The sequence below is a fragment of the Lentzea sp. NPDC058450 genome (assembly GCF_042721395.1).
Classification (GTDB): Bacteria; Actinomycetota; Actinomycetes; order Mycobacteriales; family Pseudonocardiaceae; genus Lentzea.
On sequence record NZ_JBHXLO010000005.1, the window covers coordinates 130347 to 155326 of the forward strand.

Here is a 24980-nt window from a genome sequence, read left to right on the forward strand (position 1 = left end):
TCCCTTTCGATTGAAACGATGGAAAAACTCACGGGACCCTGACGACCTGTCCCGCGTAGGACAGGCCCGCGCCGAACCCGACCATCAGCACCACGTCTCCCGAGGAGATCTCGCCCGCGGTCCTCATGTGGTCCAACGCCATGGGGATCGAGGCCGAGGAGGTGTTACCGGATTCGACGATGTCTCTAGCGATCTTCAGGTCCTCGCGCGCACCATTCTTGCGCAGGCGCTTGGCGATGGCCTCGATGATCCTGAGATTGGCCTGGTGCGGGGCGAACACGTCCACGTCGGACAGTTCGACACCCGCGAGTTCGGCGGCACGGATCGCTACCGGAGCGACCTGCGTCGTCGCCCACCGGAAGACCGTCTGGCCTTCCTGGTGGATGAACGAGTCGCGGTCGTCGATGCGGATGACCTCGGACATGGAACCGTCCGAGCCCCACGCGACGGGGCCGATCTCGTTCGCGTCGCTGGCACCGACCACGACGGCACCCGCGCCGTCCGCGAAGATGATCGCGGTCGAGCGGTCGTCGGGGTGGGTCCAGTCGGTGAGCTTCTCGGCGCCGATGACGAGGATGTTGCGCACCGTGCCGGCACGGACGATGTCCGCGGCGGTCGCGACGGCGTAGCAGAAGCCCGCGCACGCGGCGTTCAGGTCGAACGCGGCCGCGGCCTTGATGCCGAGCCGGGTCGCGACCTGTGCGGCGGCGTTCGGGATGGTCGACGGCATCGTGCACGTCGCCACGATCACGCCGCCGATGTCCTCCGGCGAGATGCCCGCGTCCTCGATCGCCTTGGTGGCGGCCAGCACCGACATGTCGACGACGCCCTCGTCCTTGGCCGCGACGTGCCGGTTGACGATGCCGACGCGTTCGCGGATCCACTCGTCCGAGGTGTCCATGCGCTGGGCGAGGTCGTGATTGCTCACCACAGTCTCGGGCTGGTAGCTGCCGAGACCGATGATGCGGCTACCCGCGGACGGCTGCGGGGCCTGGAAGGTCGTCACTTATCGGCTCCAACGGTCTCGATCAGTTCCGAGACCTTCTCCAACTGGTCGGGGGTCTTCAGGGCGAGGGTGGCGGTGCCCTTCATCGCGCGCTTCGCGAGACCCGTCAGCACGCCGGCGGGCGGCAGTTCGACGGAACCGCTGATGCCCTTCTCGACGAGGGTGGCCTGGCAGAGGTCCCACCGGACGGGACTCGTGACCTGGGACACCAGGCGCCGCAGCACCTCGGTGCCCTCGGTGACGACCTGACCGTCCTTGTTGGACACCAGCGGCAGCAACGGGTCGTGCGTGGTGACTTGGGCGGCACGCGCGCGCACCGCGTCTTCGGCGGGCGCCATGTACTTGGTGTGGAACGCGCCCGCGACGGCCAGCTTGCGGATCTTCGCCGGGCCGGGAGGGTTCTCCACGAGCGCGTCGAGAGCGGCGTGCGGGCCGGCCGCGACGATCTGACCGGCGCCGTTGCGGTTCGCGGGCACGAGGCCGAGCTCCTCCAGTCGTGCGAGGACCTCCGGCTCGTCGCCACCGAGGACCGCGGCCATGCCGGTCGGCTCCAGGGCGCACGCCTCGGCCATCGCGGCACCGCGCACGGCGGCCAGCGCGACGGCGTCGTCGGCGCTGATGACGCCCGCGACGGCGGCCGCGGCGAGCTCGCCGACGGAGTGACCGCCGACGATCACGGCGGGCGGCAGTTCGACGCGCCTGCGCAGCTCACCGAACGCGAGCACGGCGAGCGCCACGACGAGCGGCTGGGTGATCGCGGTGTCGACGATCTCGTCGGCCTCCGCGGTGGTGCCGAGACGCACCAGGTCGAGGCCCGTGATCTCCGACCACGTCCGGACCTGCTTCTCCGCCCCCTCCAGTTCGAGCCAGGGGGTGAGCATGCCGGGCGTCTGGGACCCTTGTCCGGGCGCGAGGAGTGCGATCACGCCGATTACTAAAGCCGGTGAACCCGTCGGTACCCCATGCTGTAAAGAACGAAGTACGGCGATCGTATTTGTAGAGACCCTACAAAAGTGTCGGCGGCGTGAACGCGCCGCGACGTAACCGCAGCTCAGCGCGGTGTGAGGTCGTTTGGCCCTCACCCTAACGGATGTGTGCGAAGTCCGTCACAGGCGGTTCGCTACCACAGGCCACGGGAGCGCGCTAGGCGTCCTACAGACAATGCGACGCGAAGCACAAGTGCGTCTCGAGCGTCATGTGCATTTCTTCCCGTCATTTCCTGAACGCGCCGAAGGCGATATCTGACCGTGTTCGGGTGCACGAACAGTCTTTTCGCGCACGTCTCCAGCACGCCCCCGACCTCCAGGAACGCGTCCACGGTCTCCAGCAACGCGCCACCGGCGTCCTCCAGCGGCCGGGCGACTCTGTCGACGAGCTGCCACTCCGCCTCCGGGTCACCGGCCAGCGCCCGTTCCGGCAGCAGGTCCAGCGACCGGACGGGCCGGGGAGCCGCCGGCCAGCCCACCACGGCACGCAGCCCGCTCAACGCGTCACTCGCGCTACGGTGCGCCTCGGACAGCGACGCCACGGTCGGCCCCGCCACCACCGGCCCCTCGCCGAACCCCTCGGCGATCTTCCCGAGGACGTCCTCCCCGGTCTCCGTGGGCCCGCCGAGCACCACGACCAGGCGGGAACCCTGCACGGACAGCAGCACCGGCCGACCGGCGCGGGCGGCCTTGCTGCGCACCGAGTAGATGATCGCGGGAGGGTCCTCACCGCCGGGGTTGCCGACCAGGACCGTCGCCTCCAGCGCCGGGTCCCAGCCCAGCGCGGCCGCACGGGACAGCAGCGACTCCTCGGGGTCGCCACGCACGATGCCGTCGACGACCAGCGCCTCCAGCCGCGCGTCCCAGGCGCCGCGCGCCTCGGCCGCCGCCGCGTACGAGGTGGCCGCGGAGAAGGCGATCTCCCGGCCGTACCGCAGCACGCCCTCCATCAGTAACGCGCGCTCGACCTCGTCCGCCGCCATCTCCGGCATCTGCTCCTCGAACAGCTCCAGGGCGATCCGGACGAGCTCCACGGTCTGGCGCAGGCTGACCCAGCGCGAGATGTCCTTCGGGGCGCTGCGGAACGCGTCCGCGGACAGCCGGATCGCCTGCTGCCGGTCGTGCAGCCACTCGACGAACCCGGCCACGCCGTTCTGGATCAGCAGCAGCACGCTCGCCCGCTGGTCGGCGGGCATCCGCGCGAACCACGGCAGCCGCCGCTCCATCTCGGCCACGCTGGCCGTCGCGAGCGAGCCCGACGCGCGTTCGATCTTGCGCATGGTGCGGGCGGAGAGCGTCGGCGAGTGCTCCTCCTTCGCGGTCTTGCTGCTGGTCATACCCGCAGCTTAAGGCAGCGGGGTGACATCACCGGGACGGGTGACAGAACCCTTCGGCCTCGATGAACGGCCATACCGTCGGTCGGCAGAGATCTTTCGGCACGGCGTGGAGGTTCGTCTTGCGCAGGTTCCCCGCACTCGTCCTAGGGGTCGTCGCTCTGCTCACCACGAGCACGGCCGCCGCAGCCGACCCACCCGACCCGCTCGCCGAGTTCGTCACCCAGACCGCCAAGTGGGCGCAGTGCGGCGGAAAGCTCGCCGAGCTGGAGTGCGCCACGCTGGTCGCGCCGCTCGACTACGCCAAACCGGCCGGGGACCGGATCAACCTGACCATCAGCCGCAAGAAGGCGACGGCCGCCGACCGAAGGCGTGGCGTGCTGTTCACCAATCCGGGTGGTCCCGGCGGCTCCGGGCTCGGCCTGCCGCTGTTCCTGACGAAGTCCGAACTCGCGCAGGTCTACGACGTGATCGGCATCGACCCGCGCGGTGTCGGCGGTTCCACGGCCCTGAACTGCCGGGCGGCGCCCGCGATCGCCGCGCCCGAGTCGCGGCCCGCCGACAGCGAGTTCGGCAAGTGGGCGGCCGAGGCGCGCGAGGCCGAGGAGTCCTGCCAGAAGTCCGGCGGCGGCATCCGGCAGTTCATCAGCACCGCGAACACCGCGCGGGACATGGACGTCGTGCGGGCCGTGCTGGGCGAACAGAAGATCAACTACCTGGGTTACTCGTACGGCACGTACCTGGGCGCGGTGTACGGGACGTTGTTCCCGAACCGGCTCGACCGCAGCGTGCTCGACTCCGCGGTGCACCCGGAGTGGATCTGGCACGAGCAGTTCCGCCAGCAGGCCATCGCGTACCGGATGGACGTCGAGGCGTGGGCGACCTGGGCGGGGGAGCGCAACGAGAAGCTCGGGCTCGGCAAGTCGCGGGACGAGGTGCTGGCCGAGGTCGAGAAGGTCGCGGCGAAGCTGCACGTGACGCCGATCGGCGAGCACAACCGCTCCTCCTTCGACGGCGCGCTGGGGGTGGGCGCCCGCTACCGTCCACTGTGGTCGGACCTGGCCACCATCGTGACCAAGCTGCGGTCGGGGGAGAAGCCCGCGAACGCCGAGGGCGCCAAGGCCGCCCAGGTGCTCGCCAGGACGGGCCTGGACGAACTGCGGTCCGGCGTCTTCGACACCGTCACGTGCGAGTCGGACTGGCCGACCGACGTGAGCGTCTACTACGAGGACATGCGGATGTTCCGCGAGCGCTACCCCTACGGCTTCGGCATCGTTCGCGCGGCACCGATGACCTGCACGTTCCGCTCGTTCACGCCGCCGGAGCCGCCGGTCAAGATCGCGCGCGCCGGCTACCCGATCGGCATCGTCGTGCAGTCCGAGGGCGACACGCAGACCCAGTACGCGAGCGGACCGGCGATGGCGCAGCGGCTCGGGCACAACCTGATCACCGTCACCGACGAGGGCAAGCACGGCCTCTACAACGGCGGCAACAAGTGCGTCGACGAGAAGGTCAACCGGTACCTGATCGACGGGGCGCTGCCCGGCAGCAGTTCCGAGTGCGCCGGCGACCCGCGCCCGGACGTGCCGAAGGACGGTCAGCCCGGCGCCGCGCCGGCGTTGTCCGCGGAGGCGATCCAGGCCTACCTGGACGGCCGGGGCTTCTCCGCCCGGCCCTGACCCGGCCGCCGGAGGCGACCCCGGAAATGTGGAAGCGCCCGCCACGGAGCGTGGCGGGCGCTTCCCTCTCCCCGGTCCCCACCGGTAGTTCCACTCTGGACTGTATTGCGACAAAAATCCACGTCAGCCACCCTTTCGTGTAGCGGTGTCGAAGTTGTGGAGCCGTCTGATCCGCGAAACGATCACGCGGTCTGATTCTCACTCACCGCAACTTCTGATCTTGGAGGGCCCGTGGGCTCGCAAATCACCGAGGGCCTGGGCCAGGCGTGGGCGATGATCGCCACGTTCGTGCCGAAGCTCCTGGGCTTCCTGCTCGTGCTGGTCATCGGCTGGTTCATCGCGAAGGCGCTCGCCAAGGGCGTCCAGTTCCTGCTGAAGCGCGTCGGCTTCGAGAAGCTCGTCGACAAGTCGGGCCTCAACGGCGCGATGCGGCAGTCGTCGATGGACGCCTCCGGGCTGATCTCGAAGATCGTCTACTACTTCGTGCTGCTGATCGCGCTGCAGCTGGCGTTCGGCGTCTTCGGCGCCTCGAACCCGGTCAGCACGCTGCTGAACGAGGTCATCGCGTACCTGCCGCGCATCGTCGTGGCGCTCGTGCTCGTGATCGTCGCGTCGGCCATCGGCACCGCGCTCAAGGGCCTCGTGATGGGGGCGCTGGGCCAGCGCTCGTACACGAAGATGCTGGGCAACATCACCTACGGCTTCGTCATGGCGCTCGGCGTCATCGCGGCGCTGAACCAGCTGGGCATCGCGATCTCGGTGACCATGCCGGTCCTGATCGCCGTCCTCGCCACCGTCGCCGGCGTCATCGTCATCGGCGTGGGTGGCGGCCTGGTCCGCCCGATGCAGGCGCGCTGGGAGGGCTGGCTGACCCGCGTGCAGGACGAGGCGCAGACCCAGTCCCCGATGCCGCGCGCGTCCCAGGAGATGCCGCAGGAGATGCGCGCCGGCATGGGCGCTCGCATGGGCGACGCGCCGACGCCGCCGTCCGGCACCCAGATGGGCTGAAACTCCCGTTAGAGGGTCTAACTCCCGGGAGTCGGAGGTTCTGATTCCGCAGGGTTAGAGGGTCTAACTCCTGGGAGTGGGGGTCTGACTCCCTGACGTTAGAGGGTCTCACCTTCTGGAAAGGGTCTCGCGCAAACATCCTGCGCGGGGCCCTTTCCTCGTGTTCTGGGGGTTCTCCAGCTTCGATCCAGTGCCCGGCCGGAACCTCGTCTCCACCCGAATCGTTCCGTCGCGGTGGAGGACCAATGAAAGCCCTTGTGCTGTCCGCGGGCGTGCGCCCGGCCGGATACTCGTTACCCAGGCAGATCGTCCCCATCGCGAACAAGCCGGTGCTCGAGTACGTCGTGGAGAACCTGCGGGACGTCGGCATCACCGAGATCGGCATCGTCGTGGGCGAAGGCGGTCAGGAGATCTCCGAGCTGTTCGGCGACGGCTCCTACCTGGGTGTCTCGCTCACCTACATCCAGCAGGACGTGCCACTGGGGGTCGCGCACTGCGTGCGGATCGCCCGGCCGTTCCTCGGTGACGACGACTTCGTGCTGTACCTCGGCGAGAACGTGCTGGCGGAGGGCATCGGCCAGATCGCCGACGAGTTCGCGCGGCTGCGGCCGTCCGCGCAGGTCCTGGTGGACAAGGTGGAGGACCCGCGGCTGTACGGCGTCGCGGAGGTGGACGAGAACTCGCGCGTGACGCGGCTGATCGAGCACCCGCAGGAGCCGCGCAGCGACCTCGCGCTGATCGGCGTCTACTTCTTCACGCCCGCGATCCACGCGGCCGTCGACGCGATCGAGCCGTCGTGGCGCGGCGAGTTCGAGATCACCGACGCGCTGCAGTGGCTGGTGACGCACGAACGCGACGTGCGGGCCCGCGTCTACTCGGGGTTCTGGAAGGACACCGGCAAGGTCGAGGACGTGCTGGAGTGCAACCGCGAGCTGCTGATGGGCCTGCGCACGGACATCCAGGGCATCGTCGACGCCGAGTCCACGCTGATCGGTGACGTCGTGGTCGAGGAAGGCGCCCGCGTGGTGCGGTCGTGCATCGTCGGGCCCGCGATCATCGGCGCCGGCACGCTGGTCGAGGAGTCGATCATCGGGCCGTACACGTCGATCGGCGCGGACTGCCGGATCACCGAGTCCGGGGTGGCCGACTCGATCGTGCTCAACGAGGCGTCCGTGCACAACGTGTCGGGCATCGAGACGTCGCTGATCGGCCGCCGGGCCCGCGTCGGGTCGGCGCGCCAGCACCGGCTGGTCGTCGGTGACGGCGCGCACGTCGACGTGGCGGCCTAGTTCCTGATCCAGTCCTGAAGGCGGTCGCACTCCTCGGCGACCGCCTTCTGCCTGCTCCTGGGCTGTGCGTCGATGTAGTCGACGGTGATGGTGCGGTCCTTGGTGATCGCCCAGGTGGCGACGACGAAACCGTCGACGAGGACCGTCGGCTTGCCGCCGATGACGACGCCGAGCCGGTCGTCCGCGATGACCCTGCGGCGGTCGGCGTGGGCGAGCAGGATGTTGTCGAACTCGGGCAGCAGCCTCACCGGGAGCTCGGTCTCCTGGGCGGGGCGCGGAGCGTCGGGGAGGTCGAACAGCTCCTTGCCGGCCTCGTTCCGGAACGTGACGAGCCGCGGGCGCAGGGCGGTGAACGTCTCGGTGAGCCTGGTGAGGCCGGACCACTGCTGGGCGTCCATGACCGTCGCCGGGCCGAACGCCCTGAGGTAGCGCAGGACGATCTCCTCCTTGTCCATCGCCTGTTGCGGCTGCCCGAGCCAGTTCTCGACGGTGGTGCAGACGGCCCGGCCGCTCTGGTGCCACAGGCCGCGCGGCGGCAGTTGCACGAGGGCGAGCTTGTTGCGCAGCGCGTTGCCGAGAACGGTGTGCTCGCGGTCGGGCCAGCGTTCCTTGAGCTGCTTGCCGGCGTCCGCGGTGCCCTGCGGGGTCTCGTCGAGGATCTTGCGGCCCGCTTCGGCGATCTCGTCGAAGTCGAGGCCTCGCAGGCGGGCGGCGAACGGGCCGCTCTGGAGTTCGCGGTCCAGCTTGAGCTGGGTGTGCGGGCGCAGACCGAGGGCGTCCCGGGCGCTGACCAGGTGGATCGTGCCGCGCATCAGCAGCAGGCGCACGGCCTCGCGGCTGGTCAGCAGGTCCTCGAGCTCCTGAGGCCGGAAGTTCTGGAGCCGGGTCCAGAGGCCGACGTAGGGCGACTTCGGTTCCTGCGCCTGGATGCCGAAGAGGTGCTCGATGGTGGCGAGCGCGCTCTGGTCGGCGCGCTCGCGCAGCATCTGGCGTTCGATCAGTGCTCTGTTGAGCTCTTGCAGGCTCAATGTCCCCATTCGGACAGACTAGAACCTGATGAACGCGAATCCGGTGCCATCAGGGCGTTCGCCGTCGTGGACGACGAGCAGGTTGAGCTTGCCCAGGACGATGTCGGCACCGTCGGAGTGCTCGACGTCCTTGACGCGGAAGTCCTTGAGCGGCTTCATGTCCGCCTTGCGGTAGGCGACGAACCGCGAGTCGCCCTGGCTGGACGCGAGCAGCACGTCGTTCGCGATCGTGAGGCCCTCGGCGTCGGCCTCGAGCCACTGGCCGCCGAAGCCGGGGTTCGGGCCGTCGGCCACGCACTCCTCGGTCTCCGGGTCGTACTTCTGCGGCGCGCCCCACGTGCGGACCTTGTCGACGAGCTGCGGCTTGCCGAAGCCGTTGGCGCGCAACGGGATGCGCCAGATGCCGACGTCCTCCTGGGCGGCGTACAGGGTGTTCGTGCGTTCGTCGATGACCATGCCCTCGACCTGCGGGCCCTCGCCGGGTTCGCCGCACACCGTCCACTGCTCGCCGTTCGGCAGGGTGAAGGTGCCGGGAAGGTCCAGAGTGGACACCTTCCTGGTGTCGTAGGTCTTGCCCTTCACCACTTGCAGCAGCGCGATGCTGGTCTCGCTGCGGCGGCTGGTGACGACGACGTCCTTGCCGTTGATGTTCCCGGCGGCGAGGCCGTAGACGGTGTGCTGGTCGTCGACCTCGGCCTCGGTCTTGCTGAACACCGGCTTCGTGGCGGGGTTCGTGACGTCCTCCACGCCCCGTGCGTCCACTTGGAACACCCGGACGCGGTCACGGCCGCGGTCGCTCACGAACGCGAGGTCGCCGAGCACGTCGACGTTGTTGAACCGGCCGGGCTTCGCGTCCGGCGTCGGGGGCAGCGGCGCCGGGTGGACGCCGATGGTGCGGCCCTTCAGGTCGAACGCCGCGAGGCCACCTTCCTTCAGCGTGCCGAGCACCACACTGCGTTCGGTGTCGCGCGGGTTCACCCAGATGGCCGGGTCGTCCGCGTCGGCCGGTTCGGCGAAGGTCTGCGTGACGACCGTCGGTGTGATGACGGGCGTCGCGGGCGCGGTGAGGAACAAAGGCACGAGCGCCAGTGCTAAGGAAGATGACATGGTGGGACCGTAGGAAACACCGGTGTACTGCGACTGAACCGCGGAGGAACAAGCCGTGTGGCACGAGGTGGGACTGACGATCTTCGGCCAGAAGATCGCGTACACGGAGCTGGTCGGACAGGTGCTGGCGCTCGCGGTGGTGTTCCTCGCGCAACGCCGTTCACTCTTGACCTGGCCCGTTCAGCTGGCCTCCGTCGCGTTGCTGTTCACCGTCTACATGTCCGCGCACCTGGGCGGCCTCGCGACGCGGCAGGTGGTCGTGGGCGCGATCGCCGTCTACGGCTGGTACGCGTGGGTGCGGCGGCGGGACCCGGTGTTCGGCGTCGTGGTGCGCAAGGGTTCCTGGCGCGAACGGATCGCCGTGGCCGGCGCGTTCGCCGTCGGCACCGCCGCGTTCGCGCTGGTCCTGGACGCGCTGGACGCCTCGTGGGCGCCGTGGCCGGACGCCGCGATCTTCGTCGGCACGATCCTGGCGTTCGCGTTGCAGGGCCTCGGCCTGGTGGAGTTCTGGCTGGTGTGGCTCGTGGTCGACGCGGTCGGCGTGCCGTTGCAGATCCAGTCGGGCCTGTACTTCAGCGCGTTCGTCTACATCATCTTCGCGGGCCTGGTCATCCACGGTTTCATCGACTGGAACCGCACGGCCCGGCGGTTGACACAGGCGGCAAAGTCTCCCCTATGAGGGGACTGTTGATCGCTCTGCTGACCGCTGTCTCGTCGCTGGTAGCCGTTCCCGCGCAGGCCGCACCGCCGCCGCGCACCGGGTTCGAGCTCACCGGCAAGTGGACCACCGAGGCCGAGGAACAGGCCTACCTGCGCGCCACCGGCCTGCCGTTGACGCAGATCGGGACGACCGCGCAGGGCCGCCCGATCCAGCTCGTGCGCGTGGGCGACCGCAACGCGCGCACGGTGGTTCTCTTCATCTGCTCCCAGCACGGCGACGAACCCGCCGGCCGCGAGGCGTGCCTGATCCGCATGCGCTCGCTGCCGCGCACGTCCGCCGTGACCTACCTGTTCGTGCCGAACGCCAACCCGGACGGCCGCGTCGCTGACACCCGCGGCAACTCCGCCGGCATCGACATCAACCGCGACCACCTGCTGCTCCGCTCCGCCGAGGCGCGCGCGATGGCGTCCGTGATCCGGGACTGGCAGCCCGACGTCATCCACGACCTGCACGAGTTCGGGCCGTCCGCGCCCTACTACGTGAAGGACGTCCTCTGGCTGTGGCCGCGGAACCTGAACGTCTCCGACGGCGTGCACGACCTGTCGGAGACGCTCTCGCGTTCCTACGTCCGGACCTCCGTCGAAGCGGCGGGGCGCACGTCCGGTGTCTACGGCATCTACGTCGACCCGGTGACCGGTGAGCCCGTCCGTCAGGTGGCGGGGGACGGGCAGGAACGCATCCTGCGCAACACCGGCGGCCTGAAGCACGGCATGGGTCTGCTGGTCGAGACCAACGTCGACAACACCCCGGCGTACCGCGTCGAGTCGCACCTGAAGGCGCTGGACGGCACCCAGTCGTTCGTGCGCGACAACCGCGCGGGCATCGAGGCGGCCAACGCGGCGTCGCGGGCGGTGCGGACGGGCCCGATCTACTTCGGCGGCGCCGACAACCAGCCGCCGGACCCGTCGGACGTGGTGCCCGCGCCGTGCGGGTACGTGCTGACCGGCGCGCAGTACGTCGAGGTGCAGGACGAGCTGGCGTTGCACGGCGTCAAGTCGCAGTACCTGCGCGGCGGCGACCGGATCGTGCCGTTGAAGCAGGAGGCACGGGCCCTGATCCCGTTGCTGCTGGACGCCCGCGCCGACGGACCGCTCCTGAGCGCGCAGCCCGTCGCGCAGTGCTGACCGTGGTGAGTCGGCTGCTTTGACCAGCGCCTGCGTAGGAGACGTTCGCGGCCTTCCGTGAACGTCTCCTACGCAACCGACGCATCGGTTGCGGCGGGTCAGTACATGCCAGCGAAAAAACGCTTCATCGAGTCTGACTGGTCTTTCGGCGTGATTGGTCCCAGTGCTTCGGAGTACAGCACCTCAGATCCCGGGACACCCGTGCCCGGTCCACACTGCCAGGCCCCCCGCACTACCTCCATCCGCGCGTCAATGGCTCTTTCCGCCCAATCGATCACTGCGGGTCCGGCAGTGCAGGGGGAAGCACTGCAGATGATCGCCGTCAGGAGCCACACGTCCTGATGCTGGTGCAGGTTCCAACGCTGTACGTCCACGAAGGTCGTCCAGGAGCTGTTGTCCTCCGCGACCTGCTGCCACGGCTGCGGAGAACGCGGGCAAGCGTCTTCGACTTGGTGAGTTGCCCACTCCAACGCCCAAACGAGACCGACCTTCGCATCGAGCCACGCCGCCGCGAACCCGAGGGTCACGTGGCGGTTCTCCCAGTGGACGACGAACTGGGCGTAGTCGTCGGTCACCCATGTCTGTTCCCGTCTGAAACGGTACTTCGCATCGAGATAGCTGAGCAGGGACTCACCCTGAGGCATGAAAGCATGCTTGTAGTCAGCGGACATCAGCGCGCACATCAGCTCGGGATCGCTCTCGAAGGCCGTGATATCCGAGAGTACGAGATTGGCGCTTATCCCAGCGGAGTTGCGCTCCCGCAGGATTTTCTTGACGAGATGTGCCCCGTGATTTTCGCGCAGGACAGCGTCGGCGTCGTCGATCACGAGCAGAATCGCCGGGACTTCAGTGGACAGCCCGCGATAGGCACCGGACTCCGCTCGATGATCGATCATGCGACAGATCGTTTCCAAGAGGCCGAGCGCGCCGTCAAGGCCCTGAGCGTAGAGACCCTTGTCGTCGTCGCGGAAGAATCGACTCAGTTCGCCTTCGCCGGAGACCTCGGCGGCGGCTGGTGCGAAGAAGCCGGTGAGCAAAGCTTCGAGCATCAGCACTCGCACGCTGTTCGACCGGCCGCTCTCGGCCCCTCCGAAGATGATCGTGGACGTGACTCGTCCGGTCGACGGGTCGGTCAGCCGGCGCCGCCGCTCGGTGCCGTCCATCGACGTTCCGGCCGTGATCGTCCCCGTGCCGGGGTCGTACGACGACTTGCCTGAGTGAAGGATCGGCTCTGCGGCTTTCGCGGCTTCCGCTCGTCGGTTCGCGATGTTCGTGCGGATGCTGTCCCTCGTTGAGCTGGTGTCGTGGGACAACGCTTGTGTGAAAGGGAGGACGGCGCCAGGTGGCCTGCGGATGTTCGGTGCCTTGCTGCCGAAGATGTTGATCGTGACGCCTGTCCGGTTGGCCGCCTCTTCGAGAAGCTCCTGCCCTTCCTGCAGCATCACCGACACCTGTCGCCAGTCGCTCAGGTTCTCGGTGGCGATACCTCGCAGAACGGGACGGCGAGGTTCAGGCGGCAGATCGTGTGAGATCAGGTGGCTGCGGAAACGGTTCGGCGCGGCCTGTGAGTGGAACCTCGCCAGTCCCCACCAACCACTCAGGTGTACCTGGACGAGCCGGAAGCCGGCGTCTCTCATCAGGCGCATGCTCTTGGTGGGTGCGTCGTATCTCCACTCGGTCAGGAGCTCGTTGTAGTGAGGGGTGAAGTGCGAGATCAAGCTGTGTTCGATCAGGTCGACCGAAGGCTTGCGGACACCGACGTGTCCTTCGGTGACGAAGTGTTCGTGGTACTTCGTCATGCTCGGACCTGCTTCATCGTCCTCGATGTGGTCGTCGCTGATCATCGCCCGGCGTTCCAGATGGAGGGGCGCGACTGAAATGTCGCAGTCCGCATGCGCGTGGTCTTCATATATTTGTTGGAGCTTCTTGTGCGCGCTTACGCGGTTCCAGGCATTGCTGTTTCCGCTGCTGCCGAATGCCTCGCCGATGTAGAGGATCTCCTGATCCGCCAGATCGACCCTGGCCTTCGACATCATCGACGCGAGCGCCCAGGCGTCACCGTGGGCCAGCAGGCCGTCGAGTTCGACGGAGAAGTAAGCGCCATCGGCGTAAGTCCGGAAGTTCGTGACCGAGGCGAATCCGCCGAAGTCGAGTCCGAGCGTGTGCACCTCGAGCGGACTGGCGAGGTCGGCCCTCGTGCTGACGTCGACTGTCAGGATCCGGTCGTCGAGCATCACGGAACCGTCGATGATTCTCACGGCAGGCCGTCTGGTGATCATGTACCAGTGGCTGGACTTCAGGGCTTCGGCGAGTTCTGCCTGCTCGCCGAACCGGCGCTGGTAAAGATGCGTGACCTGGAGGCGGTAGACCAGGGTTCCTGCCATTGCGCCAACGTAGAGCGATTTCGAACGGGCGCAAACGGCTGGTCGGGTCATGTTGATTGACATCTGGGTCGCGGACGATCTTCAACGCGTGGTCGGATGGTTGCGTGCGCCTTGAGCAACACAGCTGTTCCGACCACCAGAGCGGAGCCGTTGCCGCGAACGATCTGAGTCTGTTGTCGGCGATGGAACGCAACCTCGCCGAGCACGCGTGCCATCTGCACCGCCACCTGACCGGCGCGACCGTCATCGAGACGGCTGACCTGCTCATCGCGGACAGCGGGCTGCCCGACGACACCTTCAACGTCGTCGCGGCGGCCCGCCCGACCGTCGACGTGGCCGCAACCGTGCGCACGATCCGCGCCACCGGCCGCCCGTTCTCGTGGTGGGTCGGCGGCGACGGCCTGGGGGAGCTGCTGACGGCGGCGGGGCTCGAACGCTCCGAGACCGAGGCCGCGATGTGGCTGGACCTGTCCGGTTCCCTGCCCTCGCCGGCCGTGGAGGGCCTGGAGATCCGCCGCGTGACCACGGAGGCCGAGCTCGCGGACTACGCCGTCGTCCTCGCCGCGAATTGGGATCCGCCCGCCGAGACCGTGCGCCGCTTCTACGCACTGGCCGCCCCACACGCGTTGACCAGCCACGCGCGTTACCTCGTCGGGTACGTGGACGGCCGTGCGGTGTGCACGGCGGAGGTGTTCCTGCACGCGGGCGTGGCCGGGATCTACAACATCGCGACCCTCGCCACGGACCGACGGCGCGGCTACGGCGGTGCGATCACCGCGGCGGCGTTGCACACCGCACGCGCTGAAGGGCACCGCATTGCCGTCCTACAAGCCTCTGAGGACGGTGAGACCGTCTACCGGCGTCTCGGGTTCACCGCGGCCGGTCAGTTCGCCGAGTACGCGCTCAGGGCGTGAAGAGGGGCCGCCCCGAGCGGAGCGGCCCCAGTTCAGAGCTGACTGACTACGCGAGACCCGCGTCGCCCGTGGACGGGCCTGCGGCCTGCACGTCGTCGATGCGGTACTTGCGGGCCGCCTCGACGACCTTCGACTGCTCGACCTCGCCCCGCTTGGCCAGTGCGGCCAGCGTGGCGACGACGACGGACTCCGCGTCCACCAGGAAGTGGCGGCGCGCGGCCGGGCGGGTGTCGGAGAAGCCGAAGCCGTCCGTGCCCAGGGTCGTCATGTCGGTCGGGACGTACGGGCGGATCAGGTCCGGGATCGCCGACGCCCAGTCCGATACGGCGACGACCGGGCCGGCCACGTCCTTGAGCACCTGCGTCACGTACGGCACGCGCGGCTCGGCGTCCGGGTGCAGCAGGTTGTGGCGGTCGGTCTCGACGGCGTCGCGGCGCAGCTCCGAGTACGACGTCGCGGACCACACGTCCGCGGAGACGCCCCACTCGTCGGCCAGCATCTGCTGGGCCTTGAGCGCCCACGGCAGGCCCACGCCGCTGCCGAGGATCTGCGCGCGCGGGCCCGAGGCCTGCGGGCCGTCCTGGTACTTGTAGAGGCCCCGCAGCAGGCCCTCCACGTCCAGGTCGGCGGGCTCGGCCGGCTGCACGTACGGCTCGTTGTAGACCGTCATGTAGTAGAAGATGTTCTCGGCGTTCTCGCCGTACATCCTGCGCAGACCGTCCCGGACGATGTGCGCCACCTCGAACGACCACGCCGGGTCGTACGCGACGACGGCCGGGTTCGTGTGCGCCAGCAGGATCGAGTGGCCGTCGGCGTGCTGCAGGCCCTCACCGGTCAGCGTCGTGCGGCCCGCGGTGGCGCCGAGCACGAAGCCGCGCGCCATCTGGTCCGCCGCCGCCCACAGGCCGTCACCCGTGCGCTGGAAACCGAACATCGAGTAGAAGATGTAGATCGGGATCATCGGCTCGCCCTGCGTCGCGTAGGACGTGCCGACCGCCGTGAACGACGCCGTGGAACCCGCCTCGTTGATGCCCTCGTGCAGGATCTGGCCCTGCTCGGACTCCTTGTAGGCGAGCATCAGGTTGGCGTCCACCGAGGTGTACGCCTGGCCGTTCGGGTTGTAGATCTTCTGCGTCGGGAACATGGAGTCCATGCCGAACGTTCGTGCCTCGTCCGGGATGATCGGGACGATGCGCGGGCCGATCTCCGGGTCCTTCGCGAGGTCGCGGACGAGGCGGACGAACGCCATCGTCGTGGCGACCTCCTGCTTGCCCGAACCGCGGCGGACGCCTTCGTAGACCTTGTCGCCCGGCAGCACCAGCGCCTTGGACTTCGTGCGGCGCTCCGGTACGAACCCGCCCAGCTGGCGACGGCGTTCCTGCATGTACTGGATCTCCGGGGAGTCCTGCCCGGGGTGGTAGTACGGCGGCAGGTACGGGTCGGCCTCGAGCTGCGCGTCCGTGATCGGGATGCGCAGGCTGTCGCGGAAGCCCTTGAGGTCGTCGAGGGTCATCTTCTTCATCTGGTGCGTCGCGTTGCGGGCCGCGAAGTGCGGACCGAGCGAGTAGCCCTTGATGGTCTTGGCGAGGATGACGGTCGGCTGGCCCACGGTCTCGGTCGCCGCCTTGTAGGCCGCGTAGACCTTGCGGTAGTCGTGGCCGCCGCGCTTGAGGTTCCACACCTCGTCGTCGCTCATGGCGTCGACGAGAGCCTTCGTGCGCGGGTCACGGCCGAAGAAGTGCTCCTTGACGTACGCGCCGTCGTTGGCCTTGTAGGTCTGGTAGTCACCATCGGGCGTGTTGTTCATCAGGTTGACGAGCGCGCCGTCGCGGTCCGCGTGCAGCAGCGCGTCCCACTCGCGGCCCCAGACGACCTTGATGACGTTCCAGCCGGCGCCGCGGAAGAACGACTCCAGCTCCTGGATGATCTTGCCGTTGCCGCGCACCGGGCCGTCGAGGCGCTGCAGGTTGCAGTTGACCACGAACGTGAGGTTGTCGAGCTGCTCGTTCGCGGCGAGCTGCAGCAGGCCGCGCGACTCGGGCTCGTCCATCTCGCCGTCGCCGAGGAACGCCCACACGTGCTGGTCGGACGTGTCCTTGATGCCCCGGTCACGAAGGTAGCGGTTGAAGCGCGCCTGGTAGATGGCGTTCATCGGGCCGATGCCCATGGAGACCGTGGGGAACTCCCAGAAGTCCGGCATGAGGCGCGGGTGCGGGTACGACGGCAGGCCGCCGCCCAGACCGGCGTGCGAGTACTCCTGGCGGAAGCCGTCGAGCTGGTGCTCGGACAGACGGCCTTCCATGAACGCGCGGGCGTACACACCGGGCGAGGCGTGACCCTGGATGAAGACCTGGTCGCCACCACCCGGGTGATTCTTGCCTCGGAAGAAGTGGTTGAAGCCGACCTCGTAGAGCGACGCGCTGGACGCGTACGTCGAGATGTGGCCACCGACACCCACGCCCGGCCGTTGCGCGCGGTGCACCGTCATCGCGGCGTTCCAGCGGATCCACGCACGGTAACGACGCTCCACCTCCTCGTCACCGGGGAACCACGGCTCCCGCTCGGTGGGGATGGTGTTGACGTAGTCAGTGCTGGTCAGCGACGGCATGCCGACGTGGTTCTCGCGTGCCCGCTCGAGCAGCCGCAGCATCAGGTAGCGCGCCCGCTGCTGCCCGCCGCCCTTGAGGACCTCGTCGAACGACTCAAGCCATTCCGAGGTCTCTTCGGGGTCGATGTCCGGCAGGTGAGCGGCCATGCCGTCACGAATGACACGCACCCGCTCGGGGCCGGTGTTCTGCGGGCTCAAGGTGTCTCCTCGGCTTCGTTGGCGGTACACGCGCTGGCCCGGAAACCGTGCCACGCGCTCCTATCGTTGTCCTTGCGTGGCGACTTCGTCATCGCTACCGGTCGGTAGTTCTGGATCGTGTCGCTCACGCGCGCGCGATAAGAGGTATGTAGAGCATGCGTCATGCAAGTCTAGGTGTCTGCACAGGGGTGCCTGTTACGGCGTGTCACGTGGTCAACAGTTGCGCCGGAGGTAGCTGACAGTGTTCGCTAGCCGGAGTAACGGACTTGGCGGCAGTCTCTGAGGCTGTCGCTCTTGCGTAGTTGGAGGAGTGAAAACCGTGGTCGCCGCGGAAGACGCCGGCAAGCTCGGCGTCGCCGACAAGCTCGGGATCGAATCAGGCATGGTCGTCCAGGAACTCGGCTGGGACGAGGACGTTGACGACGCCTTGCGTGCCGCAGTCGAGGAGCGAATCGGGGGCGATCTCCTCGACGAGGATGCCGACGAGACGGTGAGCACCGTCTTGCTCTGGTGGCGAGAGGACGACGGCGACCTGGTCGACGCCCTGCTCGAGGCCACCGGAGTGCTCGCCGAGGACGGCGTGATCTGGGTTCTCACCCCGAAGACCGGCCGCCCCGGCCACGTGGAGCCGTCGGACGTCGCCGAGGCCGTGCCCACCGCCGGCCTGTCGCAGACCTCCAACATCAGCGTCGCCGACGACTGGGCGGGCATCCGCCTGGTGTGGCCGAAGTCGGCCAAGGCCAAGCGCTGACCTGACACAGGGACAACCCACGGGCTCTCGTGCGCCCGTGGGTTCCCGCATGTCCTTCGGAGGGGTTCGTCACATGGCGGTCGAGGTAGGTTCGGAAGCCCCGGACTTCACGCTCAACGACTACAACAAGCAACCCGTGACGTTGTCGTCGTTCCGAGGCTCCCGCGCGGTCCTGGTGGTCTTCTACCCGTTCGCCTTCAGCGGCACCTGCCGTGGCGAACTCTGCCAGCTGCGTGACGAGCTGGGGGAGTACGAGGACTCGGCCGTGCAGGTGCTCGGCATCTCGGTGGACTCCCCGTTCGCCCTGAAGGCCTGGGCGAACCAGGAGGGCTACCAGTTCCCACTGCTGTCCGACTTCTGGCCGCACGGGGCCGTGGCGCAGTCCTACGGCGTGTTCAACGCCTCGTCGGGCATGGCGGTGCGCGGCACGTTCCTGGTGGATCTCGCCGGCGTGGTGCGCTTCGCCGAGGTGAACGCGCCGGGAGAGGCCCGCGATCAGTCGGCCTGGAAGAAGGCCGTCGCCTCGCTTCAGGCATGATGTAGCTGTACCCCTCCGCGGCCGTGCGCCGTGGGGGCTGGGGCGTGTAGCTCAGCGGAAGAGCACTCGGTTTACACCCGAGCGGTCGCAGGTTCGATCCCTGTCGCGCCCACCATCCACAATGGCGCCTCCGAGAGCGCCGAAGGCGCCATTGGCATCACCGGTTGACATCAGTCGGTTACGGCGGGAAACCGTTCCACGCCATGGGGAATGGCACCGCGGTGCGGTGCTGCATGAGACAGCCGTTCTTCCGCGCGTGATCGCTGGAACGAAGCCCAGGTGTGCCGTACCTTGTTCGAGTTTTGTCGGGGACGTTCGGGTCCGCCACCTACCGAGGACGACGACCTGTGAGACGTAAGGCCAAGGCCGCGATGCCCGTCCCGACGACCATCACTCAGGAGCAGATCAAGCTGCTCGCCCTCGTGGAGCAGGGGGGCGTGCATCGCGGCGCCACGAGTTGGTACCTCGAGCACCGGCCCGCCAAGCAGTGGGACGCGGACGACCTGGAGATCCTGCGGCTGCGCGAGTGGATCGTGTGGGAGGACCCCGGCGGTCACGGGATGGCGGCGCCCGTCGACATCACGGCGCAGGGGCGGACGGCGTTGCGGCATCACCTGCCCGAGTGGGTGCTGGGGCGGAAGGCCATTGCCGCTGAGCCGCCTCGGTTGCCGGCGGTGGAGACGATTCGGGCGTTGGACGCGCTCCAATAGGGCGGTAGAACGGTCTTAGTCGAACCCAAACGGAGGCGAAGACCTGTATGTCGAACTTGCTGACCGGCGGCGATTTGCGGGCACGTGAGCACCACCGGATCGAGGACGACGCACGAGAAGAAGGGCCGTTGCACGCCGTGACGTTGCCCAACGGCGTGGAGATGCAGGTCGTGACCGTCGGGTTGGAGCTCACCCGGCAGTTGCTGACCGACCAGCGGCTCTCCAAGGACAGCGCTTCGCTCCAGCGGGAGATCAAGCGGCAGCTCGCGGCGTCGGGCAGCACGCAGGAGAACCTCGCCGGGCTCTTCGGGCCCAGCATGCTCAACAGCGACAACCCGCAGCACGCCCGGTTGCGCGCGCTCGCGGTGAAGGCGTTCAACGGCAAGGCAGTGCAGCGGCTCGCGCCGCGTATCGAGGAGATCACGGCGGAACTGATCGGGCGGCTGCGCGCCGACGAGGAGGTCGACCTCGTCAAGGAGCTCGCGGTGCCGATGCCCATGCACGTCATCGGCGAGGTGCTGGGCGTGCCGCCGCAGGACCAGGCGCGCGTCCGCACGTTGATCGAGACCATGATGTCGATGGAGCCCGAGGTGTCGCAGCCCGCGAGTGACGAGCTGGGCGGCTACTTCCACGCGCTGCTCACGGGCGGCGAACTGGACGCGGGCTCGTTGTTCGGTGCGCTTGCCACGGCCGCTGACGACGACGGCGACCACCTCAGCCACGACGAGCTGATGGCCATGGCGTTCCTTCTCGTCGTGGCGGGCCATGAGACGTCGGCGAGCCTCATCGCGAACGTCGTCCACGACGCGTTGGACAACGGACTGTGGGAGAAGGCCGCGCACGACCCCGCGTTGGTGCCGAAGCTCGTCGAGGAGACGCTGCGTCACAACCCGCCGGTCCGCAGCGCCACGCACCGCATCACCACCGAGCCGGTCGAGATCGCCGGCACCCTCGTTCCCGCGAACACCCTGCTGCTCATCAACCTCGGCTCCGCCGGTCGGTGCCCGCGCGCCCACGCCGACGCCGACGAGTACCGGCTCGACCGGGACACGACGGGGCACGCGACGTTCGGCCACGGTCCGCACTTCTGCCTGGGGTCGGCGCTCGCGCGGCTGGAGACCGAAACCGTCATCAGGCACCTCACGGCCCGCTTCCCGCGCACCACCTGCGCGGGCGACGAGCAGCCCGCGGTGACGCACAACGACATCATGGCCAGCCTTAAATCGCTTCCGGTGGTGCTGCGGCGCTGACACGCTGGGCACGTGGAGATCGTGCATGGGGGACCTGACGACGTCGACGCGGCCGCGATGATCTGGGCACACGCGGTCGCCCGGCGCGACGGCTACGACGAGGTGCCGACGCTCGCCGAGGCGCGGCCCGGTGTAGAGAACGCTCTCACCGGCGAGCCGTCGTTCCTGCTGTTGGCGCTGGATGAGGGTCGTGCGGTGGGATTCGTGGCCGGCGGTCCACATGAGACAGACGGCCGCGGCGCGTTCCTCAACTACGTCGGCGTGCACCCGGACGCGTGGGGGCGGGGCGTGGGCGAGGCGTTGCTGCGCGCACTGCCGGACGTATTGATCAAGAACGGATACGAGGCCGTCGAGCTGCTCGTCTTCGTCGACAACGTGCCGGGCGTCCGTCTGTACGAACGCCTCGGATGGATCAAGGTCGGCGACCCTGTGCCGCATCCGCGCCACGGCCGGGTGGAGCAGCGGTACGCGTTCTCTCCCGCATCCCGGGAACCGGGGGCGTGAGAGCGTTCGGCGGGGGATTAGGGGATCAACCCCAATGCGTCTGACCAGGGCTATCCCAAAGTCCATTTGAGACGTAACTTTTGCTCTATGTCAGTGCGCACGTTCGCCGTCGTGGTCGGCCTCGCGTTCCTCCTCGGCGGGGGAGCGATCTTGGTCGTGATGCTGGCCATCGAGTCTCCGAGCGGGTCGCTGATCCCGTGCGGCAACAGCCTCGGTTTCGGGTTCGACGAGCCCGCGGTCTCGGCCATCGGTCCGGCCTATGTGGACGTCTGCGCTGATCTGAAGCAACGCCGGCTGCTCTGGGGACTGCCCGTGCTCGGCCTGGGCGTGCTGCTGCTGATCGGCTCTTTGGTCGGTTCCCGCGGGGCTACTCGCCGGTAAGGTGCGCGGCATGACGTGGATGGTCTACGGCGCCAACGGCTACACGGGACGTCTCATCGCCGAGCTCGCGGTCAAGCGCGGGGAGCGGCCGATCCTCGCCGGTCGCTCGTACGAGAAGGTCGAACCCATCGCGGCCGCGCTCGGCCTCGAGTGCCGGGCGTTCGACCTGGGCCAGGCGCGGGCGCACCTCGAGGACGTCGACGCCGTCGTGCACTGCGCCGGACCGTTCGCGCACACGTCCACCGCCATGGTCGACGCCTGCCTGAAGACCCGCACGCACTACCTCGACATCACGGGCGAGATCGACGTCTTCGAGTCCATCGGCCTCCGCGACGTCGACGCCCGCAAGGCGGGCATCGTGCTGCTGCCGGGCGCCGGGTTCGACGTCGTCCCCACCGACTGCGTCGCCGCGATCCTGAAGAACGCCCTGCCGTCCGCGACCCACCTCGACCTCGCGTTCGTCGTCGGGGGAGGGGCGAGCGCGGGCACGACCAAGACGTCCGTCGAGGCCGCCGCCGTGGGCGGACGGATCCGCGTGAACGGCGACCTGAAGAGCGTCCGCATCGGGCACCGGCGGCGCACCGCGTACTTCCGGTCGGGACCGCGCGAGGTCGGCAGCATCCCGTGGGGCGACGTGAGCACCGCCTACCGGTCGACCGGCATCCCGAACATCACGACGTTCACCACCGTCCCCGGCGTGCTCGGCCAGCTCCAGCAGGTGTTCGCGCCCGTGCTGCAGACGCCTCTCGTGCAGAACGTCGCCAAGTCCGTCGCCGGCAAGGTCAAGGGCCCCGACGAGCGCAAGCGCGCCAACACCAGGGCCGAGGTCTTCGGCGAGGCGTGGGACGCGCGGACCAAGGTCGAGTGCGCGATCACCACCCCGAACGCCTACAGCCTCACCGCCGACTCCGTGCTCCGCGCCATCACCAAGATCAACGGCGTGGCACCCGGCGCGCACACCCCGTCGAGCGCGTTCGGCGCCGACTTCGTGCGCGAGCTCGACGGCGTCGTCGCGAGCGAGGTCCGCTTCACCTGAGTTAGAGCCTCTAACGGTCGTGAGAGTCACTGGGGTTAGACCCTCTAACGACCGTGAGGGTCACCGGAGTTAGAGCCTCTAGCGAACCTTGTGAGGATCACGGGAGTTAGAGGCTCTCGCGGTCGTGAGTCTCCGGATGAGGGGTTAGAGGGTCTCACGATGGTGAGACTCACGGCAGCTAGAGGGTCTTGCGGTTGTGACGGCGAGAGCCTCCAACCCGTGGTGGGTGGAGGCTCTCGCGCTTGCGTTGCCCTGGAGGGCGACAGTCACTTCTTGAGGTGCTTCGCGACGCTGTCGACGACTCCGCCGACGGCGTCCTTCACCTTCTCCACGCCGTCCTTCACGGCCGCCTTCGCCTGATCGGCGCGCCCCTCGTTGGCGAGCTGCTCGTTGCCGGTGGCCTCGCCCGCGGTCTCCTTGACCTTGCCGCCGAGGTCCTCCGCCTTGTTGCCGATCTTGTCCGACAGCGACATCGCGTCCTCCTGAAAAGCCGTGTTCGTCTGACAACTGTTCGATACCCAGCTCCGCAGGTTCGTCACGCCACTGTCGGGTGAAAACCGGGTGAGGGTCGTCACGGGTGGGAAATCAGGAAACCGCGTGACGTTCCGCGATCGAACGTGTCCATCGGGCGACGAAGCAAAAAGTGTGGGGGTGTGCGCATGAGCGTGGCCGAGGCAGCCGCACTCGACGATGCCACGCTGGTGGCAAGGTCCCGTGACGGCGACATGAGGGCGTATGAGCAGCTCGTGCGGCGTTATCAAGGGCCGATGTACCGGCTGGCGTTGCGCATCGTGGGCAGCAGCGGGGACGCCGAGGACGCGGTGCAGGACGTGTTCCTGACCGCGTGGCGGCGGCTCGGGCAGCTCAACGACGACGGGGCGTTCCTCGGCTGGCTCTACCGCACCACCACCAACCAGTGCCTGAACGTGCTGCGCAAGCGCAAACCGCACGCCGACACCGAGCTCGACGAGCACGAGTCGCCGGCGCCGCGGACCCGGCCCGACCGCGCGGTGGAGGTGAACGCGCAACTCGACGCGCTGCAGGCCGCGCTGCGCGGGCTCACCCCCGAGCAACGGGCGTGCTGGGTGCTGCGAGAGGTCCACGGCCGGTCCTACGACGAGATCGCCGAGGCGATCGGCACGACCCAGCAGTCGGTGCGCGGCAGGCTCGCGCGGGCACGGGCACAACTCGCGGAGGTGATGGCGCCGTGGCGGTGACGTCCGACTACGTCCTGCCGTGCGGGCGGGACGTCGAAGAGGTCTGGGAGGCGATCGATCTCTCGGACGAGCACACGCGGTCGTGTCCGCACTGCGCGGCCGTGCGGGAAAGTCTGCTGGTGCTGCGCGCGGCCACCGACGAGATGGCGCGCGAGGAGGTCGAGCCGCCGTTCGACCTGGTCAGCCGGGTGATGTCGGCGGTTCGAGCCGACGTGCGGCGGTCGGACGTCGTGCCGTTGCCCGGAGACGGGCTCGCCCGGATCAGCACGCGCGCGGTCGCGGCCGTGCTGCGGTACGCGGCGGACGGCGTCGACGGCGTGCGGGCACGGGGGTGCCGCGTCGTCGAGGCGCCGGAGTCGACGGGGCTCGACCCGGTGATCGAGGTGGAGCTGAGCATCGCGATCACGGCGTCCCTCGTCACGCACGCGGCGTACGAGGAGGTGCGGCGCCGGGTGCTGGCCGCGGCCTCCGCCCGGATCGGTGTGCGGCTCGCCCGCCTGGACCTCGTCGTGGCCGACGTTCTCGAAGGATGAGCGAGTGATCGAAGCAGTCGTGTCCGCTTCGGCGGTGGCGGCGGTCGCGGTGCACGCGGCCGAGAGAGTCGCGGGCGTGCGGGTGCAGCCCGGGATGGCGGGCCTGGTGAGTTCGGTGGTGCGCGCGGCGCGGCAACAGATCAAGGGACTGCAGCCCGCGCCGATCGAAGGCGTGCGGGTGAGGCGGTCCGGTGTCGCCGTGCTGCTGGAGGTGGACGTGGTGATCTCCGGGATGGACCAGGCCGCCGCCGTCGCCCGTGCGGTGCAACGGTCCGTGCGCGCGCTCGTGCCGGAACTGACCGGTGTCGAGGTGGAGTCCGTGGTGGTCACGGTGGTGGACGTCGCATGGTGATCGTGACGGAGTTGTTGAAGGCGCTGGAAAAGGTCGACGGGCTGCGGCCGTCGGTGCCGGAGCCCGCGCGGTCGTGGATCTCCTGGGACGTCGACGCGCTGGCCGTCGACGTGGAAGACGAACTGGTGTGCGTCCGGGTCGTCGCCACCCGTCTGCCGCTGGCGATCGACGAGGCCGGTGCGGCGCTCCGGTCGGTTCTGCTTGGCACGCAATGGGAGAACGCCGTCATCCGCGTCGTTGTGACCGATGTGGACAAACGTGCGCTTGATCACCTGAACGGGTCGTGACGTTTTCGCCACCACCCGTGTCGAACTGATGTGAA

25 protein-coding genes and 1 tRNA gene are annotated in these 24980 nt (G+C 68.5%); 18 read left to right on the forward strand and 8 right to left on the reverse strand.

Going from position 1 to position 24980, the window contains the following annotated elements; translation table 11 throughout:
* Window positions 1-28: 28 nt before the first annotated feature.
* From ACFWNN_RS10520 to ACFWNN_RS10530, 3 genes are all read right to left on the reverse strand, one after another.
* Window positions 29-1006 (reverse strand): beta-ketoacyl-ACP synthase III, encoded by a 978-nt coding sequence (locus ACFWNN_RS10520; RefSeq protein ID WP_382439622.1) that lies wholly within the window; start codon window positions 1004-1006, stop codon window positions 29-31.
* Complete coding sequence (locus ACFWNN_RS10525; protein WP_382439623.1) at window positions 1003-1932, reverse strand: ACP S-malonyltransferase; 930 nt, start codon at window positions 1930-1932, stop codon at window positions 1003-1005. The genes ACFWNN_RS10520 and ACFWNN_RS10525 overlap by 4 nt, the downstream gene beginning before the upstream one ends.
* Before the next feature lie 194 nt (window positions 1933-2126).
* Complete coding sequence (locus tag ACFWNN_RS10530) at window positions 2127-3329, reverse strand: PucR family transcriptional regulator (protein WP_382439624.1); 1203 nt, start codon at window positions 3327-3329, stop codon at window positions 2127-2129.
* Between the two features lie 119 nt (window positions 3330-3448).
* Here ACFWNN_RS10530 and ACFWNN_RS10535 point away from each other — a divergent pair, with 119 nt between their 5' ends.
* The 3 genes from ACFWNN_RS10535 (at window position 3449) to ACFWNN_RS10545 (ending at window position 7302) form a co-directional block, all read left to right on the forward strand.
* Window positions 3449-5005, forward strand: a complete 1557-nt coding sequence (locus ACFWNN_RS10535) for an alpha/beta fold hydrolase (protein WP_382439625.1) — start codon at window positions 3449-3451, stop codon at window positions 5003-5005.
* Between the two features lie 231 nt (window positions 5006-5236).
* Entirely contained in the window at window positions 5237-6013 is a 777-nt protein-coding gene (locus ACFWNN_RS10540) for a hypothetical protein (protein WP_382439626.1), read from the forward strand.
* Between the two features lie 245 nt (window positions 6014-6258).
* Window positions 6259-7302: a glucose-1-phosphate thymidylyltransferase gene (locus tag ACFWNN_RS10545; RefSeq protein WP_382439627.1), complete on the forward strand. Its 1044-nt coding sequence runs from the start codon at window positions 6259-6261 to the stop codon at window positions 7300-7302.
* Here the strand turns inward: ACFWNN_RS10545 and ACFWNN_RS10550 are convergent.
* Entirely contained in the window at window positions 7299-8339 is a 1041-nt protein-coding gene (locus ACFWNN_RS10550; protein WP_382439628.1) for a winged helix DNA-binding domain-containing protein, read from the reverse strand. The genes ACFWNN_RS10545 and ACFWNN_RS10550 overlap by 4 nt on opposite strands.
* A gap of 9 nt (window positions 8340-8348) precedes the next feature.
* Window positions 8349-9437, reverse strand: coding sequence for a phytase (locus ACFWNN_RS10555; protein ID WP_382439629.1), 1089 nt, complete (start codon window positions 9435-9437; stop codon window positions 8349-8351).
* Window positions 9438-9492: 55 nt separating this feature from the next.
* Here ACFWNN_RS10555 and pnuC point away from each other — a divergent pair, with 55 nt between their 5' ends.
* Together pnuC and ACFWNN_RS10565 are read left to right on the forward strand one after the other, a co-directional pair.
* Window positions 9493-10116 carry a nicotinamide riboside transporter PnuC gene (gene pnuC / locus ACFWNN_RS10560; RefSeq protein ID WP_382439630.1) on the forward strand — a complete coding sequence of 208 codons (624 nt, stop codon included), beginning with the start codon at window positions 9493-9495 and terminating at the stop codon, window positions 10114-10116.
* The gene (locus ACFWNN_RS10565) at window positions 10113-11282 is read left to right on the forward strand and encodes a M14 family zinc carboxypeptidase (protein WP_382439631.1); all 1170 of its coding nucleotides are present in this window, start codon (window positions 10113-10115) and stop codon (window positions 11280-11282) included. The genes pnuC and ACFWNN_RS10565 overlap by 4 nt, the downstream gene beginning before the upstream one ends.
* 98 nt (window positions 11283-11380) lie before the next feature.
* Here ACFWNN_RS10565 and ACFWNN_RS10570 read toward each other — a convergent pair whose 3' ends face one another.
* Window positions 11381-13666 carry a hypothetical protein gene (locus tag ACFWNN_RS10570; protein ID WP_382439632.1) on the reverse strand — a complete coding sequence of 762 codons (2286 nt, stop codon included), beginning with the start codon at window positions 13664-13666 and terminating at the stop codon, window positions 11381-11383.
* A 182-nt stretch (window positions 13667-13848) separates the two neighbouring features.
* Here ACFWNN_RS10570 and ACFWNN_RS10575 point away from each other — a divergent pair, with 182 nt between their 5' ends.
* The gene (locus ACFWNN_RS10575) at window positions 13849-14580 is read left to right on the forward strand and encodes a GNAT family N-acetyltransferase (RefSeq protein ID WP_382439633.1); all 732 of its coding nucleotides are present in this window, start codon (window positions 13849-13851) and stop codon (window positions 14578-14580) included.
* 46 nt (window positions 14581-14626) lie between these two features.
* Here ACFWNN_RS10575 and aceE read toward each other — a convergent pair whose 3' ends face one another.
* Window positions 14627-17386 carry a pyruvate dehydrogenase (acetyl-transferring), homodimeric type gene (gene aceE, locus ACFWNN_RS10580; RefSeq protein WP_382439634.1) on the reverse strand — a complete coding sequence of 920 codons (2760 nt, stop codon included), beginning with the start codon at window positions 17384-17386 and terminating at the stop codon, window positions 14627-14629.
* 319 nt (window positions 17387-17705) lie between these two features.
* Between aceE and ACFWNN_RS10585 the strand changes: the two genes are divergently transcribed.
* The 8 genes from ACFWNN_RS10585 (at window position 17706) to ACFWNN_RS10620 (ending at window position 22556) form a co-directional block, all read left to right on the forward strand.
* A complete protein-coding gene (locus tag ACFWNN_RS10585) occupies window positions 17706-18137 on the forward strand; it encodes a DUF3052 domain-containing protein (protein WP_382439635.1) in 432 nt (143 codons plus the stop codon).
* A 73-nt stretch (window positions 18138-18210) separates the two neighbouring features.
* The gene (locus ACFWNN_RS10590; protein ID WP_382439636.1) at window positions 18211-18675 is read left to right on the forward strand and encodes a peroxiredoxin; all 465 of its coding nucleotides are present in this window, start codon (window positions 18211-18213) and stop codon (window positions 18673-18675) included.
* Between the two features lie 40 nt (window positions 18676-18715).
* Window positions 18716-18790: transfer RNA gene (locus ACFWNN_RS10595), tRNA-Val, on the forward strand.
* 232 nt (window positions 18791-19022) lie between these two features.
* Window positions 19023-19385, forward strand: coding sequence for a hypothetical protein (locus tag ACFWNN_RS10600; protein WP_382439637.1), 363 nt, complete (start codon window positions 19023-19025; stop codon window positions 19383-19385).
* Window positions 19386-19432: 47 nt separating this feature from the next.
* A complete protein-coding gene (locus tag ACFWNN_RS10605) occupies window positions 19433-20635 on the forward strand; it encodes a cytochrome P450 (RefSeq protein ID WP_382439638.1) in 1203 nt (400 codons plus the stop codon).
* A gap of 12 nt (window positions 20636-20647) precedes the next feature.
* Window positions 20648-21139 carry a GNAT family N-acetyltransferase gene (locus tag ACFWNN_RS10610; RefSeq protein ID WP_382439639.1) on the forward strand — a complete coding sequence of 164 codons (492 nt, stop codon included), beginning with the start codon at window positions 20648-20650 and terminating at the stop codon, window positions 21137-21139.
* Window positions 21140-21226: 87 nt separating this feature from the next.
* Window positions 21227-21520, forward strand: a complete 294-nt coding sequence (locus ACFWNN_RS10615; RefSeq protein ID WP_382439640.1) for a hypothetical protein — start codon at window positions 21227-21229, stop codon at window positions 21518-21520.
* Between the two features lie 10 nt (window positions 21521-21530).
* Entirely contained in the window at window positions 21531-22556 is a 1026-nt protein-coding gene (locus ACFWNN_RS10620) for a saccharopine dehydrogenase family protein (protein ID WP_382439641.1), read from the forward strand.
* A 266-nt stretch (window positions 22557-22822) separates the two neighbouring features.
* Here ACFWNN_RS10620 and ACFWNN_RS10625 read toward each other — a convergent pair whose 3' ends face one another.
* Window positions 22823-23029, reverse strand: a complete 207-nt coding sequence (locus ACFWNN_RS10625) for a CsbD family protein (RefSeq protein ID WP_382439642.1) — start codon at window positions 23027-23029, stop codon at window positions 22823-22825.
* 186 nt (window positions 23030-23215) lie between these two features.
* On the opposite strand from ACFWNN_RS10625, the gene ACFWNN_RS10630 reads away from it, so the two are divergent.
* From ACFWNN_RS10630 to ACFWNN_RS10645, 4 genes are read left to right on the forward strand one after another with little or no spacing between them, the layout of a single operon-like run.
* A complete protein-coding gene (locus tag ACFWNN_RS10630) occupies window positions 23216-23773 on the forward strand; it encodes an RNA polymerase sigma factor (protein WP_285645137.1) in 558 nt (185 codons plus the stop codon).
* On the forward strand, window positions 23764-24306 hold the full coding sequence (locus ACFWNN_RS10635) for an Asp23/Gls24 family envelope stress response protein (RefSeq protein ID WP_382439643.1): 543 nt from the start codon (window positions 23764-23766) through the stop codon (window positions 24304-24306). The genes ACFWNN_RS10630 and ACFWNN_RS10635 overlap by 10 nt, the downstream gene beginning before the upstream one ends.
* 4 nt (window positions 24307-24310) lie before the next feature.
* Window positions 24311-24658, forward strand: a complete 348-nt coding sequence (locus ACFWNN_RS10640; RefSeq protein WP_382439644.1) for an Asp23/Gls24 family envelope stress response protein — start codon at window positions 24311-24313, stop codon at window positions 24656-24658.
* Between the two features lie 2 nt (window positions 24659-24660).
* Entirely contained in the window at window positions 24661-24945 is a 285-nt protein-coding gene (locus ACFWNN_RS10645; RefSeq protein ID WP_382439645.1) for a hypothetical protein, read from the forward strand.
* Window positions 24946-24980 lie beyond the last annotated feature (35 nt).

Coding starts and splice junctions, on each gene's coding strand:
- ACFWNN_RS10530 (WP_382439624.1), bottom strand. CDS start 3,329: ATGACCAGCAGCAAGACCGCGAAGGAGGAGCACTCGCCGACGCTCTCC.
- ACFWNN_RS10545 (WP_382439627.1), top strand. CDS start 6,259: ATGAAAGCCCTTGTGCTGTCCGCGGGCGTGCGCCCGGCCGGATACTCG.
- ACFWNN_RS10550 (WP_382439628.1), bottom strand. CDS start 8,339: ATGGGGACATTGAGCCTGCAAGAGCTCAACAGAGCACTGATCGAACGC.
- ACFWNN_RS10555 (WP_382439629.1), bottom strand. CDS start 9,437: ATGTCATCTTCCTTAGCACTGGCGCTCGTGCCTTTGTTCCTCACCGCG.
- ACFWNN_RS10565 (WP_382439631.1), top strand. CDS start 10,113: ATGAGGGGACTGTTGATCGCTCTGCTGACCGCTGTCTCGTCGCTGGTA.
- ACFWNN_RS10570 (WP_382439632.1), bottom strand. CDS start 13,666: ATGGCAGGAACCCTGGTCTACCGCCTCCAGGTCACGCATCTTTACCAG.
- ACFWNN_RS10575 (WP_382439633.1), top strand. CDS start 13,849: ATGGAACGCAACCTCGCCGAGCACGCGTGCCATCTGCACCGCCACCTG.
- ACFWNN_RS10590 (WP_382439636.1), top strand. CDS start 18,211: ATGGCGGTCGAGGTAGGTTCGGAAGCCCCGGACTTCACGCTCAACGAC.
- ACFWNN_RS10605 (WP_382439638.1), top strand. CDS start 19,433: ATGTCGAACTTGCTGACCGGCGGCGATTTGCGGGCACGTGAGCACCAC.
- ACFWNN_RS10615 (WP_382439640.1), top strand. CDS start 21,227: ATGTCAGTGCGCACGTTCGCCGTCGTGGTCGGCCTCGCGTTCCTCCTC.
- ACFWNN_RS10620 (WP_382439641.1), top strand. CDS start 21,531: ATGACGTGGATGGTCTACGGCGCCAACGGCTACACGGGACGTCTCATC.
- ACFWNN_RS10625 (WP_382439642.1), bottom strand. CDS start 23,029: ATGTCGCTGTCGGACAAGATCGGCAACAAGGCGGAGGACCTCGGCGGC.
- ACFWNN_RS10630 (WP_285645137.1), top strand. CDS start 23,216: ATGAGCGTGGCCGAGGCAGCCGCACTCGACGATGCCACGCTGGTGGCA.